A 16,012-nucleotide genomic window follows, 5' to 3' on the forward strand; every position below is an offset into this window, starting at 1 on the left:
TAATGTCCATTACAGTTTTGGTGAGGTGCCTTTCAGACCATCCATCTGCTTTTTGATATCTTTTATCCGGCCTTCAATAACATCAGCGTCCTTATCAACTTCCTTTTTAACAGTTTCGGCAGCCGCTTCATCCCTTTTCGCTGCCGTCAGTTCCGCTATCTTCACATAAAGTTTATGAAGCTCATCCAGCTTGTCCTCATTCAGATCTTCCGCATCTACCAGGCGGTTACTGGCACCTTTGGTAGCTGCAATCAGCTCATTCAGTTTTAATTGAATGGCCTTTGAATCTTTGTTCTGGGATTTCTGGATCAGGAATACCATCAGGAAAGTGACAATAGTAGTTCCGGTATTGACCACCAGTTGCCAGGTTTCTGAATAATGAAATAAAGGGCCGGTTGCTGCCCAGATCACGATCAGCAGTGCTGCAATTATAAAAGCCAGGGAAGAACCGGTGGCCTGTGTTACCTTGTTGGCAAATCGTTCAAAAAAAGGAACAGAAGCATTTTTTTGCATGAGGAATAGTTATTTAAGCATGAAAAGATAGAGACCAGAAAGATACCAAATAAAAAAGAACAGGGCATTTTTTGTGCCAGCTATTGTTAATACCAGTCCCCCTGCACAAGGGACCGGATGTTTCAGTGTTTACGCTTTTTATTATTTTTGGTACTTAATTCTACAGGGTATGAAAAAAAGAACCGCGCTGCTGTGGCTGTCTGTTTACTTAGTCTTTCCCACCCGGGCTCAGATCATCATTCAAAAAGACCCGGTTATTGAAAAAATGGTATCCGGGGTTTCTGCCGACTCATTAAGATCCTACATCACTTCCCTGGTGCATTTTAACACCAGGCATACCCTCAGCGTTCAGAATAAACCTGATGAAGGAATTGGCGCAGCCCGGAAATGGGTATTGGGCCGGTTTCAGCAATTTGCAAAAAATGCGGGCGGGCGTTTAACAACCTATATTGATACGATCAGCTATGCACCTGATGGTAAAAGAGTAGATCGGACGATACTATTGGGCAATGTAGTTGCAGTATTGAAAGGCACACATTCTGAAGACAGGCGCGTTTTTATGATGACCGCTCACCTGGATACCCGCCGTACTGATGTTATGGACCGTGCCGGAACAGCGCCCGGTGCTAATGATAACGGAAGCGGCGTAGCTGCGCTTATTGAATGCGTACGCATCCTGAGCCGGCAACCTTTTCCTGCAACCATTGTTTTTGTGGCTACTTCAGGTGAGGAACAGGGGCTTCTGGGTGCAAAGTTCCTTTCAGACAGGGTTACTGCTCAAAACTGGCAGCTGGAAGCATTGCTGAACAATGATATTATTGGCAGCAATAACAGTAATGAAACCCATATTATCAGCAATACGGAAGTGCGCGTTTTTAGTGAAGGCATTCCGGCAAAACTTACCCCGGAAGCAGCAGCAAAGATCCACTCTTACGGACTGGAAAATGACGGGGCGCCCCGGCAACTGGCGCGCTATTTCAAAGAAACCGGCGAGCGGTATGTAGACAATATGAAAGTAAATCTGATCTACAGAAATGACCGGTTCTTAAGAGGTGGCGATCATAACCCTTTTGTTGAAAAAGGGTATACCGCCATTCGTATTACGGAAATGAATGAGAACTTTGAGCACCAGCACCAGGATATCCGTACAGAAAACGGCACTCAGTACGGCGACCTCCCGGAATGGATGGACTTTGAATACCTGAGAAAAAATACAGCCTTAAACCTTGCTACATTAGCCAACCTGGCAAAAGCACCGGCAATTCCACAAAATGTGTATTATGTAATGAAAGGACTGGAGAACTCAACAACCGTAAAATGGGATGCCCCCGTAACGACTGCCGATGGTTATTATCTCCTGATGCGGGAAACCAGCAGCCCGGTCTGGCAAAAAAAGATCTTTACAAAAGAAAATTCTATAACCGTTCCTTTTTCAAAAGACAACTATTTTTTTGCAGTACAATCCGTTAACGGGGCAGGCAATGAAAGCCTGCCCGCAGTGGTGGGACTACCCTCCAAAAAATAAAGCCACAGGCTGTGTGCCTGTGGCTTGGAGATCATGGCGAATACCGAAAGATCAGTTGTATCCGGGATTTTGCTGTGCCTCTAACCCCCGATTCCTGTTAATTTCATCCTGGGAAATGGGAAGAATGATTTTATAATAGCTCCGGTCGATCGTTTTAGGCCGCGTGGTTATGGTGCCTACAAACTCATCATTAAAAGTGATCTGTTTATTTAACCGTATCATATCAAAAAAGCGGTGCCCTTCACAAAAAAGCTCCTTGCTTCTTTCATCCAGGATCATATCCATAGTAACTGTTGCAGCAGTGGCCGGTGCTAAATTCGGCGAACGCTTTCTTATGGCATTCAGGTAACCCGCTGCTTTTTCTTTGTCAGTTGCCAGAGCAGCCTCTGCAGCAATTAGATAAACTTCCGATAAACGGATCACTTTGATGTTGACTGCGCTTTGTGAACCTTTATCCCCAACATGACTGGTATTTCCGCTGTATTTATAGCAGGAGCCCAGGCGGGGCTTAGCTGTTGTTGATAATTCATCCGCGGCCATTACCGACCACCTGACGTCACTGGTATCCTGCTTTAACCGGTTTAAGAAACCATCGCTTGCTCCAAACCATCCGGCAGCAGCACCTCCACCATCGCCTTTTCTTCTTAAATAATAACCCAGGCTTGATGAACCCAGGTCGGCTTCTCCGGTAAGCATCACCAGTTCAAATATGGATTCACTTCCAAACTGGGAAGTCCATGAGGTGGCCCAGTTTCCGGGGGTATAAAGGGTATATTTGCCGCTGTTAATAATTTCTTCCGCTGCTGATAAGGCAGCAGCCGGATTGTTCATATATAAGTTCACCCTGGCCTGGAGTGCAAGGTTCCCGTAGTAATTGATATAACTGTTATTCACTTCTTTTGATAACAGCGGTGCTGCTTTGATAAGATCAGCCATTATCTGCCTATAATTTTCCTCTACCGTATTCCGTAACGGTTTATCAAATGGCTTTAAAACACTCGTAATATTTGGAACGCCCCACGCTGTTTTATCAAAATTATAGGGCTTTCCGTACAGCCGTACCAGGTCAAAATACATTAACGCTCTTAAGGTGAGCGCCTCTCCTTCATATTCATCAAAGCCTTCTGCAGTGCCGGCTGTCTTTAATTTTTCTATATTCTCAATAAGATTATTGACCTGTAAAAGGCAAAAATAAATTTGTGACCAATACCCACTATAGCTGTTTGTGGTTATAGAATGGTTAAACGTATAAAGCGCATCCAGGCCTCTTCCTGCCGAATAGATGGTAAGATCGCCTCCCTTGGCATCACCGTACATAATAAAATTCCGGCCGTAATAGTCCGAACTTGTCATGGCACGCATGATCCCGTTTATGATAACCTGAGCATCCTGTGGTGCTTTAATGGCATCACCGGCATTACTTGCATTCGTTGGTTCCACATTCAAAAAATCCTTGCCGCAGGAGGTAATCAATAAACCAAATACGAAATAAAATATATGATGTAATCTTATTTTCATGATTATTAATTTTTAGCTTATAAACTTACTTCCAGCCCGAAAGTATAGGTCTTGGTGATCGGCAATTCCCAGCCGCGGGTCGAATATTGCGTTACTTCCGGGTCGGCTATTTTATATTTCGCCATTGTCAACAGGTTGGACCCGTTAAAGAATAGGCGACCGGATTTAAGGCTGAGCTTATTTAAAAACCTGCCCGGAATATTGTATCCCAGGGTAATATTTTTTAACCGGAGAAAAGAGGCGTCATATAACTGGCGCGAACTGTATTGCATAGCATCCGTAAGATCCGTACCGCGGATCTGGGGTTGTGTTCCGTTATGGTTCGCATCCGTCCATAAATTTTCAAAATAATATTGGGATCTTATCCGCTCCCAGTAATAACCATCGTCTGCCACATCTTTAAAGGCGCCGTCATACAGTTTTCCGCCTATTTTATAAATAAACCCAAGCGCCAGTGTAAACCCTTTGTATTCAGCGTCTGTATTAAAGCCGCCATATAATTTGGGGATGCCCGTGCCCAAAATAACCATCTGCGCTTTTGCATAATCATAGGTAGCGCCCCTGCCCTTAAACTCAAAATCACCTTTTGGATTATCAGGGTCATTCACATAGTATACATTACTCCCGGTGCTTGGATCCACGCCTGCCCACTCATAGCCATAAAAGGATAACATAGATGCCCCTTCCTGGTAAATAAACTGCGCACGTGCATCGTCTCCCGTAGGGTCATCCCAGATGATGGGCTGCCCGCCGTATAGTTCTTTAACCGTTGATTTTAATACGGAGCCGTTAACTGAGGCCGACCAGCGCAGGCCCGGCTTACGGATAAGATCACCGGCTAATTCAAATTCCAGGCCCCTGTTGTTAATCCTGCCGATATTGCTTAAAATAGAAGAAATACCTGTAACAGTAGATATTGGTACAGACTGGATCAGGTCGTCTGTATTTTTATTAAAGTATTCAATGGTTCCGGTAAGCCGCTGGTTAAACAGGCCAAACTCAAGCGCAATATTAGCAGCCTTGCTCTTTTCCCAGGTAAGGGAGTCATTGCCAAAGGAGGAAATAAGACCGCCCGGTTGCTCGTTATATCTTGAATCTGTATTATAATAGATCAATGAGCGCCAGCCAAAATCATTAGAAGGCATGGTACCATTGGTACCATAAGAAGCCCTCACGCGCAAATTGCTGACCACACCGCCGGAATTAAAGAATTTTTCCTTATCGATCCGCCAGGAACCGGCTACTGACCAGAAATTAGCCCATCTTGTATCAGGAGCTACACGGGAGGTTCCATCTCTTCTGAAAGATCCGGAAAGATAATAGCGTTGATCATAATTGTATTCCAGTCTTGACAATACAGACATCAGGTTATTGCCCCAGCTGTACCCGTTTGAGACCGTTTTGCCCGCTGTAGCAGGTGTCTGAAGCGAGCTCGTTGCCAGGTTGGTGCCGGACGCGCGCAAAAAATCCGTCACGTTTTTCTCTCCTTCAAAACCTGCTAAAAAGCCAATGTCATTTTTACCAAACTGCTCATTATAGTTTACTGTGGTGGAGGAAACCATTTTGGTATAAGTCGTGCTCATATCATCAACCGATCCATCAGAAGCCTGCCCGTTAAAATGCAGAGGACTGTAATACAAATGGTCTTTAACACTGGAATTGTTGTACGAAAAAATGGACTTTACATTTAATGTAGGCAATATCTTAACCGTTAACCCTTCAATGGCCGATAAGGATAAGGTACGGCTGCCTCCATTCCATAATGTATTATAATATTCATCATTATATGCATAACTTCCATACCGGTCAGTAAAGGGAGCTCCTGTTTTATAATCTGTGGGCCAGTATAAAGGCCATAATAAATTCCGTGATTCCAGGAAGTAGTTCAATCCAAGGTTCCGGGAGTCATTAAAGCCCGTTTTATCATATTTTGCAACATTCACGTTACTGGAAAATTCGATAATCTTTCCTATTTTCTGTGTCAGGTTTACCCTGCCCGCCACGCGTTCCAGTTCATTAACGGCAACCCTGTTCTTGTCTTTTGTATAGGACAGTGAGGAGTAATAGGTTGTATTATCGTTTCCGCCACTAACAGAAATATCATTCGTTGTAAAAAGCCCTGTTCTGAAAAGCACTTTGTTCCAGTCAAAATATTTGCCATCGCGGTTTTCAATGCCATCCGTCATCCCCTTTATGGCTATATTCTCATACCGGCCCGTACCCGGTGCTTCGAAATAATAACCATGCATATTGAATTTCCCATTCAGCCGGTTTATAGCACTGGCACTTGCATCAGCTGCAGATGCGCCACCGGCTATACTATAATCGTAAAAAACTGAATACAGCATATTTACCTGGTCCTGAACACTGGCGGGCTCATAATTGTCCGTAGCCCAGGAAGGAGAAAAGCCTAAGGACGTTTTCAGCGATATAACGGGCTTGCCAAGCTTTCCTTTTTTGGTAGTTACAATGATAACCCCGTTTGCAGCCCGCGATCCGTACAATGATGAAGCAGCAGCATCCTTTAACACCGATATCGATTCAATGTCATCCGGATTAAGCGAGTTCATAATATTATTCGTAGTATAGTTATAATCCGACATCTGGCCGCTGTTACCCGATATGACCGGCACTCCGTCAATTACGTACAACGGATCTTTGGAGGCATTCATGGAGCCGATCCCACGGATCCTGATATCAGAAGCAGATCCTGCCTGCCCGGAGGTTTGAGAAAACTGTAATCCTGCCACTTTACCATTCAGGGCATTTTCAAAAGTTGTATTAGGAGGGTCTTTTATATCATTAGCAGATAAAGTACTGACGGAACCTGTATAAGTCCCTTTTTTTGCTGTACCATAGGCAATGACCATTACTTCGTCCAGCGAAGTATTATCAGGTTCCAGAGAAACAGCAATCATCGCTTCATTCCCCACCGGGTATTCCTGCCGGAGATAGTTTACCGAGCTAAAAACCAGCACTGCCTTTTCCGGAACATTTTTCAATTCAAAAGCACCGTTTTCATCGGTTACTGTTATGGTATTTGTTCCCTTAACCTGTACAGTAGCTCCCTGAACAGGCGTTCCCACTCCGGCTTCCGTAACTTTTCCCGAAAGGGAACGTTGTGCCTGCACCTGCTGATACAATGCAGCTATGCAGATGATAACAAATAGTAATGATTTCATATTTTTTTATTTAACAAATACAAATCAGCTATTGTAAAGAATTCAGTAACGCAATTACTGTTCGGTTTATCGGTTTAATAGCTCTTTACAGATATTTTAAAAGTAGAACAATCCTTTTAAAAAAGAAAAAATAACAATTATTTAATTTATTATTTTTTTTCACTGACTGATTCAGGGTAAAACAGTATCTGACAATTGAAATACTTTTGACCACATGTATATGTTTTTTGGGCAGAAATATATTACAAAATAAAGTATATAAAGAGGTCCCATCTACTTATTACCACAGGGGTTAACTTTGCGCTTTTATTAAACTTTAGAGCACCATGCCCCTATTTACCGGAATTAAATCCTCTCCGTCAGGCCTGGAACCAATGAAGTCTGATACTGAAGAAATTGTTCTTTCAGTGGTCTTTATCATTATTGGATGCGGCCTTGGTTTCCTGATCAGCTGTGCAATGGCAACCCTGTTCAGCTAAGCAGTTAGTTCTTTGGGAAACACGCCTGTTTTGGAAAGGTAATGGGTCATGGTTACCGGATTGCAGGTCATCAGGAATATACCTGCATGCAATTCATTCAAAACAGCTATAGATCCCTGACCTGAAGCTGCTCATTTATTTCCTGCATTTCCTGCGGAAGCGATGTTATTGCAACAATAACGCAATCTGTTTCGTTTGCGTCAGGCACTTCCAGTGTTTCAAACTGGCTTTTTAAAAGGTCAACAGGCATAAAATGCCCGTTTCTTGATCCGATGAGCTGATGAATCCGGTCAAAAGACCCCTTCACGCAGATGAACAGGATCTTTTGAATACCGTTTCTTAACAAATCCCGGTACACTTTTTTCAACGCGGAGCAGGCAACTACTACTGTTACCCCTTTTTCATTTAATGCCATGGCATTTGCATTAATGCGTTTCAGCCAGGCCCACCGATCCTCGTCTGTTAAAGGAATAGCGGCCTGCATTTTTGCAATATTTTCCGGTGGATGCAGTTCGTCACCGTCTATAAATACATAACCTTTTTCCCGGGCTATTAACTGACCAATAGTGGTTTTACCACTGCCGGATACCCCCATTACAATAATGGTTGCGGCCTTTCTGTTTCTTATGGGATCTACAGACACATAAAAATTTTTCGGTTCAAAAGTACACAATGGAAGGCTTAAAAATTCATACTGTTTCTTATAATAAAGAGGAATTGCCCGCCTGGAAGAAGCCCCTTGTTTTCACCGGCAGCAGCGTCCAAAAATCAGGGACATGCACTTCTTCTATCCATTACCGGTAAAACATGCAGCAGTAGCAGGCCCCGTCTATTATAAGCAGCTCAGCGCTCTTCACAATTGACGGGTCATAAGGATCAGATACGGTTCTTCTCTTCTTCCGCGCTCTGCTCTACTTTTTTATCTCTGATCTTTTTGCCGGCATGCAAGAGGTAACTTACAGAAATACCCGCAGATCGGGTCGGGCGCTTTTGATAAAAATCAATCTGAACACCATTATAAGTGGTCAGCGATTTTTCCCTGAACGTATTCAACACATCCGTAACGGTTAATCTTAATCGCAATTTATTATCAAAGAACTTCTTACCGGCCGATATATCTGCAAAAAACAGGGAAGCACTTTTTGTATTTCCTTCAACATGAGGGGAGCTGTACATTGTAAAAAGCGTAAGGTCAAAATTATTTTTCAACGTGATCGTATGATACGTGTTGAAATAAGAGGATGTCTGTGCTATTTCAAAATCATTAATGACATATGCCGCATGATATAGCCCGGCATGGGCATTTACGGCCCACCATTTTGTAAGCTTAACAGGCGCATATATATACGCTCCATAAGAAGTCAGGTATGTAAAGTTTCGTGTCTGGTATTCAATCACACCATCCTTCTGAGGGTTGGCAAACTCTGCAATGATATTATTGGTACGCTGGTATTGCAGGTTTACCGAATACCCTTTCCAGAAACTGTAGTTTAGTTTAAAGTTATTGGAATATTCCGGCAACAGATCGGGGTTGCCGACCACAACAGTATAATCACCGATACGCAGGCGGAAGGGATTCAGGTCTCCAAATTGCGGCCGGCGGATCCTGCGGCTGTAACTAAAAGAAAGTGAGGCCGGAACTGGGTTTTTGTTCAGGTTTTGCAGCAAAAATGCGGAAGGGAACAGGTTCAGGTATTTCCTGGAAAATTGCTGGCCCAGCGTAACGTTATTGCCTTTCATATAGGTTTCTTCTGCTCTTAACCCTATCTTAATACTGGTTTGCTTTACCGAGCTTTCCATGGCCGTATAACCCATCAAAAGGTTTTCATTATAAATGAACCGGTTGCTGGCCGCTTTGTTCAGGACCCAGCTATCATCAACCATCTGCTCCATAGCAGTGGTATTGTCTCTTCTTGCAGCCACATATTTTACACCGGCCTGTAATTTGGTGTGTACAGTCAGGTATTTCTGGTAATCCATTTGCCCGCTGTAGATCTCGGTGCTGCTGGGGTAGCTGTTCCTGTAAAGGGTGTCTTTGAGCGGGTCTGTATAAACGGATGCGATGTTCATATCTTCTGCTTTCTCACCTTTTACATAGTCTGCCAGTATTTTAAATACAGAGCCCAGGGTATCCAGTTTATAATTATAATTCAGCGTACCTGTTGTAAGGCGGGGTATACGGCTCCAGCCGGTAACAGAATTACCGGTTACAATGCCGCCGGCACTGTCTTTTAAAGTAATGCCCGTTTTAAAATTCCGCAATAGCCGTATCCCTGTTGTGCTCCCCTGAAAGCTCAGGGATTGTTTTTCAGAAATATCATACACCATTCCACCCTGCAAATTGTTTTGCCGGTTATTATTAATGCGATCAGTAATACCGTCATAAGAGCTGTTATCCTCATAACGGTTCACTGTTCGGGCATAATAGATCTGCTGCTCTTTTGAGAAAGAACCATTGCCAAAAAAATAGAGCTTCTTTATCTTATACTGCGCTGAAATGCCGGAGGCTATATAGGGTTTTCCTTTTTGCTGTCTGAAGATCGCTGAAGCCTGCCCGGTGAATCCTTCGTCCCTGGCTTTTTTCAGGATAATATGAACAATACCACCAGTGCCGGAGGCTTCATATTCAGATGGCGGATTGGGTATGACCTCCATCTTTTTTATGTTCTCTGAGCGAATGGTTCTGAGGTATTCTGCCAGATCCTGCCCGGACATGCGCTGTATGACATCATTGATCATAATGGTTACTGATCCGCTGCCGCTTATTTTAATGGTACCATTGGCGTCTACCCATATTCCCGGTGACTTTTGCAATACTTCCAGTGCATTGTTACCATCACCCAATGGTGTCCCTTCTACATTAACAATATACCGGTCCGCCTTTCTTTCCATTAACGGTTTTGAAGCAACCACCGTTACTGTATTCAGGGTGCTTTTCTCTTTCTCAAGAACAAATGGCTTCAGGTGTACCGTATCCGAAAATGCAACAGTAAACATACCCGTACGATAGCCTACGGAAGAGACCTGTATACTGTACTTTTTCTGATCTTCAAACGCATAGGTGATACGGAACCGTCCATCCCGCTCACCAGCTGTACCCGCCAGGGTGCTATCCCGGTTTATTAAAGAAACCGATGCATAGGGTATAGGGTGTTGGTCTGCATCAACCACTATCCCTTCCAGGTCTTTTACCGGAACCGGGCCTGCGGCATGGTTGCCTGGCGCAGCACTTCCTACGATGATCATTCCTTTTGAACGATACCTGTACAACAGTCCGTTTTGGGGAAGAATGGTGTTCAGAATAATTGAAACAGGCTGATGACGGGCATTCACCGTAGCTTTCATAGAATCGCCAATCACTTCATCACTATAAATAATAGTATAGCCGCTTTGCATTTGCACCTGTTCTAAAACAGCCTTAAGCGGCTGATCGGCTGCGCTAACAGAGATCTTTTTACTTTGGGCATTTGCCACAGCTACTGAAAAAACCATCAGCAAAATGAAAACACTGCTCCTGAAAAACTTCATCCCGTTTATTATTCTTTATACGCCTGCCATTAAAAATTGTTACATTACAGCGCCCTTCTACCGGATCGTTACTTTCTTATCTTCGATCTTATAACTAAACGGGTATGCCAGTTTCAAGGCATCCAGGCCTTCTGATAAACTTTCATTGACAAACATACCGCTAAAGCGTTTTTCTTTTAAAGCTGCCGTTACTATTTCAATCGTTACATTATATTTCTTCTCAAGCCTTAATGCAATATCCTGTAGCTTTTCTTTTTTAAACACCAGAGAATCCTCTTTCCAGTGTATTTGTTGTATCACCTTCTGATCAACGGCATCAATACTAAACTGCACAATACCAGAGGTTGTATTGGGCGCCAGCAGCCGCTGATCGGGCTTCAGCAATACCTTATCCGTATGGCCCCCTCTGCGGGAAACCTCTACGATCCCGCGAAGTAAAGCCACTTCCACATCAGCATTATTCCTGTAGGCATTCACATTAAAAGCAGTGCCCTTTACTTCAATCATCAGCGGCCCCGCAAATACCTGCAAGGGTACAGCCGGGTTCTTTGTTACATCAAAAAAAGCCTCACCCTGCAAAATAATTTTGCGTTTTTCGTGTCCGAAATCGTTATTGTATTCCAGCGAAGAATGATAATTCAGTGTTACCTGGGTACCATCAGGCAAAGTAGTATAGCGTTTTTCATTTGTTGTATTCAGTACAATCATTTTATCTTTTTTAATAGGATGATTCCTGTACCGGAAAAAAAGCGCCAGCCCGCCTGCCAACAGCAGTATGGCGGCAACTTTTAAGAACAGAAAGCTTCGTACATTTTTTTTCTCCGGCAGAACGGTTGTATTGCTTTCAATCTGTTTCCATATAACTGCAAGCCGGTTTTCTTTATCGATCTCCACCTCATTCATGAAATGCATCTTTTCTAAGACCTTCCCGATCTGCTGGTATTCATAATTTTCGCTGACAGCAGTGCCCAGATGAACCGTTTCCTGCTCTGAAAGGCACCCGGTCATTTTCTTTACCAGCAAGGCTAAAAAGGCATCCCTGTTCATGATAATGTTCTGTCTGTTTTAAAAGACACAAAAAAATGATGCATTACTTACTCCTATTAAAAAAATAAAAAAAAGAAGACATCTTTACCTGATTGTTGTTTTTTCTGTTGCGGATCGTATCCCAGGTAATGGCTGACAGCAGCTGCCAGGGATTTTACCGCTTTATAAAGCTGGCTCTCTACTGTTCTGACAGAAACAGAAAGGATCTCCGCTACCTCCTTTGCTTTTAGCCCTTCTTCCTTTATGAGCCTGAAAATGATTCTTCGCTGCTCCGGTAATTTGCTGATAGCCATATTTAAAACCTTTACCAGCTCTTTATATTCGGGACCGTGTATATCAACCCCTCGGTTGTGCAGAAATGCATCATCGGGCAGCGTGGTAAAGCGCCCGGGCAACCGGCGCAGGTAATTGAGACAGCCATTCTTTACAGCAATGAATAGATAAACTTCAGGTGAGCGGATCGCATCAAGTTTTTCCCGTTTTTGCCACAGGGAAACAAACAGTGCTGATACAATTTCTTCAGCGGGCTCCCGGGCCTGCACATATTGCATAGCAAAAGCCACCAGCCGGTCATAATACCTGTAAAACAGCTGATTGAAATCTTCCTTTTGTTCCCGGGCAATCCCCTGGAACAAAGATTGAACAGATGGCGTTTGCATGCGCATATAGGACACTAAAAATAGCGCATATACTTACCCGCTTTTATATTTTATTTTATCCCGGCTGTCCCTTGGCAGTTCCTGATCGTTATTTAAAGTGTGGCGCAGCTATCCACCATTGTTTTTCGTGGTAGAAATGATTTCAGGCGCGCTGACGGGATAGCTGCACCTGCAATGCAGTCCCGCCTCATCCTATTTCTTCAATGTGCTCCGGAAGGTATATGTTCCCGACCCGGTTGTATAGACCCTGTAGCCTTGCTCTTTTTTGAGGGAAGACTCCTTTATCTTTACACCGTCGATGAATACAGGTTCCCCATCTGAGGGAATCCAGATGGCTGCCACCGTATTTACCGGCACCGTTACTTTCAGTGTAAACCGGCTGTCTTTCCATTGCCAGTTGCTGACAATTTTCCCGTACAGTGTGTTATAGAAACCTTTTGCAGCTTCCAGGTCATGTACCGGTTGCGGTTTTATTATAAAGGCGCTGAAACCCGGCGCTGTGCTGTTAATACCCAGTAAGGAACGGTAAAACCATTCCGTTATCGATCCGAACATCGGATGGTTCTGCGAATAAACATTATCAGAATATTTCCAGGTTTCCCAAAGCGTTGTTGCCCCGTTTGCGATCATATACCCCCAGCCGGGGAAATCTTTCCGGCTGGCAATGGTATATGCCTGCCCGTTTTTATCAGCCCTTCTTAATACATCAAATAACATTTTTGTAGCAAAGATGCCGGTTGTAATATGATTATCCCTCTTAGCCAAAGCTAAATCCAGCTGTTTTTCAGCGAGCTGCTTTTCTTTCCCTTCAACAATGCCATACCATAAAGGAAACAGCGCTGCTGCCGGAGTGTTATTGTCAAACACCCCATTGCCTTTGTAAAATTTTCTGAGTATTGCTTCTTTGATCTGTGCGGCAAGAGTCCCATATTGCTCAGCCTCCTCTTTCTTTTCCAGCAGTTGTGCAAATGTTGCCATCAACTGCACATGGTGAAAATAAAATAAAGAAGCGGTCAGCGCTTCGGGTTTCTCATCCAGCGATTCATGGTCACTGATATCCTGGTAATACAGGTTCTCTTTCGCCCGGCTGCGTAAAAACCGGATCTGCCGGGTCAATGCAGGATAATAGGTTTCAAGAATATGCCGGTCGCCATAAAAATCGTACAGCTTCTTTATCAGGTAGGGAAAACCGATCTGCCAGCCCAGGGGGCCTGAACGATCACCGGGCCCTTTATCATCCAGGCCTACAAAGGGCGCTGTTTCCGTAATGCCTCCCAGCGGGCGCTGGCTATCTTCAAAATCCTTCAATGACTTCTGATAAAAATTATGCATATTGAAGTTGTAGCTGAATGATTCAAGGGTACAAAACAAGTCGCCTCCATAACCAAATTTTTCACGGCCCGCACAATCGGATTGTACGCTGAACAGGTTGCTCTTAAATGTACGCAACGTATTTTCCTGAATTTTATTCAGCAGCGGATTTGAGCATTCGAAGGCACCCGCATCAGCAATAGCTGCATTCATTTGCAAACCTTCAATATCATCGGCAGTTGGTGTACCCGGCCAGCCGGTAATTTCCACATAACGGAACACATGAAAAGTGAACCGTGGGTTCCAGGTTTCTATACCATTACCGCTTGCAATAAAATGATCTTCCTGGTAGGCTACTTCCGGAGCACCTGGTCCGCCGTTACCCTGTTTTATCTGCCCGGCTACGGCCGTCATGCCGTTTACACTTCCGTCTTTATACACCGCCTCTCCATAACGCAGTGAAATTTTCGTTCCCCCTGATGCATTTACTTTTATACGTGCCACACCTGCAAAATTCTCACCCATATCTGCCACCCATTTCCCGTGCCCCGTATTGTATATTGCAACGGGTTTTATAATTCTGCCAATGCGTATGGGCGGCTGCTGATCTGCTTCCAGCTTTCCTTCAGGGCCGGCCACAGGCACGGCCGGGTAACCAGTGCTGTCAGCGGGCGTTTTTAACCAGGCTGTCAGATCCCGGCGGGCATCAAAACTTTCGCCCAGGTAAACGCTGTTGGTCATAACCGGGCCTTCCTTCCATCGCCAGTTGCTATCTGTACTGATTTCATCAACCGTACCATCTGTATAAACAATCCGGTACTGTGCTTTTACAACCGGCCTTCCTACCGGCAGGTAATCGCGCAGATTTAATTTACCCCAAAGCCTTAATGGCAGCGGGTTGTACCAGCCGTTACCTAAAAGAATGCCGGCAACATTATTCCCTTTTTTTAATTGTTGGGTGATGTCGTAAGTCCTGTACAGGATCCTTTTATCAAAACGGGTCCACGCGGGGCTCAGCAGATCACTACTGATCTTTTCTCCGTTCAGGTAGGCTTCAAAATACCCGGCGCCTGCTATATATAAGCGCGCTGATTTTATATCCCTGGTAACAGAGATGTTCTTCCTGAATACAGGCATGGGATCCTGCTGATAAAAATCGGCATCCTTTACAGGTAAAGATTTTCCGTCAGTGATCCATTCCGCCTTCCAATCGGCCGGGGTTAGCAGCGCCGTTTCAAACCAGGATGCAACGCTCCAGGGAGAAGGTCGCCCTTTTTCATCATAGACTCTTACCTTCCAGTAATATCTTGTAAAAGACTGAAGCGAGGCGCCATTATAAGGAACACCAATGCTGTTCCCGGATTTTATTTTGCCCGTCTTCCATACATTGCCGATCCCTTTTTCAATAGCAGCAGGTTCATTGCTTACTATAAGCTCATAAGCAGATTGCATTTTATTTTTTGCGGCTGACCATAGCTCCCAGCCCAGCACAGGATGCGGCACATCAATTCCCAAGGGAGTTTCAGCATATGCACAGGTGAGTTGCTGAACGGCTATTTCCTGTGCTGCCGGGCGCAAAAAAATATTAAAAACCAGTATTAAGGTGCCTACCAACCGCATCGTTATTCTTTAATTGTCTGGAGAATACCGAAAATAAGAAAAAACGGTGGCACTGTCTTTCCCGTTTTTTCTGCATTATACCACATATAAGCAGCAATGAAAACGTACAACTGTATAACTGGCCAAAGGATACTAAATAATAATGGCAGAACGATGCTGTTTTACATTTTCAAGGTAGCTCTCAAAATAAACAGGAATCCCATCCTCCTTTCCATTTTGCAGGCGGTTCTGCACCTGCCTGAACGCCAGTATGGACGCTTCAAATTTAGGCTGACCGGTTACAAGGATCGGCTGACTGAGCTTCTGGTACCAGTAGTACGTGCCTCCAACATTTTTCCGCGCCACCTCAAAGAGGTAAGCCCCTCCGCCTTCAATGATCTTCTGTTGCTGCTCCGGACTCATTTCATTGTAAAACCCGCTGGCGTCCTCTAACAGCGCTTCAAGCACTTCCAGGCTTTGTACAGAAAAATCCAGTCCCGCATACCGTGCGGCATATTTTTGCAAAAACGACCCGGCCTGTTCCTCTATTTCTTTTTCAAGAGGGGTATTTTGCCAGGCGGTGTTTTCCGTGCCTGCTTTTTTATTACCAGATCCGTTAAAAAAATCAAAAAAACGCATAGGTAGGGGAAT

10 protein-coding genes are annotated in these 16,012 nt (G+C 44.2%); 1 reads left to right on the plus strand and 9 read right to left on the minus strand.

All coding sequences use genetic code 11. The features are described 5' to 3' along the window. Positions 1-9 precede the first annotated feature (9 nt). Entirely contained in the window at positions 10-513 is a 504-nt protein-coding gene (locus tag A8C56_RS17660) for a low affinity iron permease family protein (protein ID WP_067758996.1), read from the minus strand. Positions 514-682: 169 nt separating this feature from the next. Between A8C56_RS17660 and A8C56_RS17665 the strand changes: the two genes are divergently transcribed. Further along, a complete protein-coding gene (locus A8C56_RS17665) occupies positions 683-2,038 on the plus strand; it encodes a M20/M25/M40 family metallo-hydrolase (protein ID WP_067758998.1) in 1,356 nt (451 codons plus the stop codon). A 51-nt stretch (positions 2,039-2,089) separates the two neighbouring features. On the opposite strand, the gene A8C56_RS17670 is transcribed toward A8C56_RS17665, so the two are convergent. The 8 genes from A8C56_RS17670 to A8C56_RS17705 all read right to left on the minus strand — a co-directional run bounded on the left by A8C56_RS17670 (position 2,090) and on the right by A8C56_RS17705 (position 16,000). Continuing rightward, positions 2,090-3,556: a RagB/SusD family nutrient uptake outer membrane protein gene (locus A8C56_RS17670; protein ID WP_067759000.1), complete on the minus strand. Its 1,467-nt coding sequence runs from the start codon at positions 3,554-3,556 to the stop codon at positions 2,090-2,092. Positions 3,557-3,573: 17 nt separating this feature from the next. After that, positions 3,574-6,738, minus strand: a complete 3,165-nt coding sequence (locus tag A8C56_RS17675) for a SusC/RagA family TonB-linked outer membrane protein (RefSeq protein WP_067759002.1) — start codon at positions 6,736-6,738, stop codon at positions 3,574-3,576. Between the two features lie 585 nt (positions 6,739-7,323). Continuing rightward, positions 7,324-7,860: a gluconokinase gene (locus A8C56_RS17680; RefSeq protein WP_245645566.1), complete on the minus strand. Its 537-nt coding sequence runs from the start codon at positions 7,858-7,860 to the stop codon at positions 7,324-7,326. A 233-nt stretch (positions 7,861-8,093) separates the two neighbouring features. Next, positions 8,094-10,745, minus strand: a complete 2,652-nt coding sequence (locus A8C56_RS17685) for an outer membrane beta-barrel protein (RefSeq protein ID WP_067759003.1) — start codon at positions 10,743-10,745, stop codon at positions 8,094-8,096. Between the two features lie 57 nt (positions 10,746-10,802). After that, positions 10,803-11,792, minus strand: coding sequence for a FecR family protein (locus A8C56_RS17690; protein ID WP_067759006.1), 990 nt, complete (start codon positions 11,790-11,792; stop codon positions 10,803-10,805). 56 nt (positions 11,793-11,848) lie between these two features. Then, positions 11,849-12,457 carry an RNA polymerase sigma-70 factor gene (locus A8C56_RS17695; protein WP_218917201.1) on the minus strand — a complete coding sequence of 203 codons (609 nt, stop codon included), beginning with the start codon at positions 12,455-12,457 and terminating at the stop codon, positions 11,849-11,851. A gap of 186 nt (positions 12,458-12,643) precedes the next feature. Continuing rightward, a complete protein-coding gene (locus A8C56_RS17700) occupies positions 12,644-15,382 on the minus strand; it encodes an alpha-L-rhamnosidase (protein ID WP_067759010.1) in 2,739 nt (912 codons plus the stop codon). 132 nt (positions 15,383-15,514) lie between these two features. Beyond that, a complete protein-coding gene (locus A8C56_RS17705; RefSeq protein WP_067759013.1) occupies positions 15,515-16,000 on the minus strand; it encodes a hypothetical protein in 486 nt (161 codons plus the stop codon). Positions 16,001-16,012: the final 12 nt, after the last annotated feature.

The sequence above is a fragment of the Niabella ginsenosidivorans genome, assembly GCF_001654455.1.
GTDB lineage: Bacteria > Bacteroidota > Bacteroidia > Chitinophagales > Chitinophagaceae > Niabella > Niabella ginsenosidivorans.

Excerpts from the sequence above, each read along its gene's own strand:
- A8C56_RS17705 (WP_067759013.1), bottom strand. The coding sequence starts at position 16,000 with ATGCGTTTTTTTGATTTTTTTAACGGATCTGGTAATAAAAAAGCAGGC.
- A8C56_RS17700 (WP_067759010.1), bottom strand. The coding sequence starts at position 15,382 with ATGCGGTTGGTAGGCACCTTAATACTGGTTTTTAATATTTTTTTGCGC.
- A8C56_RS17670 (WP_067759000.1), bottom strand. The coding sequence starts at position 3,556 with ATGAAAATAAGATTACATCATATATTTTATTTCGTATTTGGTTTATTG.
- A8C56_RS17675 (WP_067759002.1), bottom strand. The coding sequence starts at position 6,738 with ATGAAATCATTACTATTTGTTATCATCTGCATAGCTGCATTGTATCAG.
- A8C56_RS17695 (WP_218917201.1), bottom strand. The coding sequence starts at position 12,457 with ATGCGCATGCAAACGCCATCTGTTCAATCTTTGTTCCAGGGGATTGCC.
- A8C56_RS17660 (WP_067758996.1), bottom strand. The coding sequence starts at position 513 with ATGCAAAAAAATGCTTCTGTTCCTTTTTTTGAACGATTTGCCAACAAG.
- A8C56_RS17685 (WP_067759003.1), bottom strand. The coding sequence starts at position 10,745 with ATGAAGTTTTTCAGGAGCAGTGTTTTCATTTTGCTGATGGTTTTTTCA.
- A8C56_RS17690 (WP_067759006.1), bottom strand. The coding sequence starts at position 11,792 with ATGAACAGGGATGCCTTTTTAGCCTTGCTGGTAAAGAAAATGACCGGG.
- A8C56_RS17665 (WP_067758998.1), top strand. The coding sequence starts at position 683 with ATGAAAAAAAGAACCGCGCTGCTGTGGCTGTCTGTTTACTTAGTCTTT.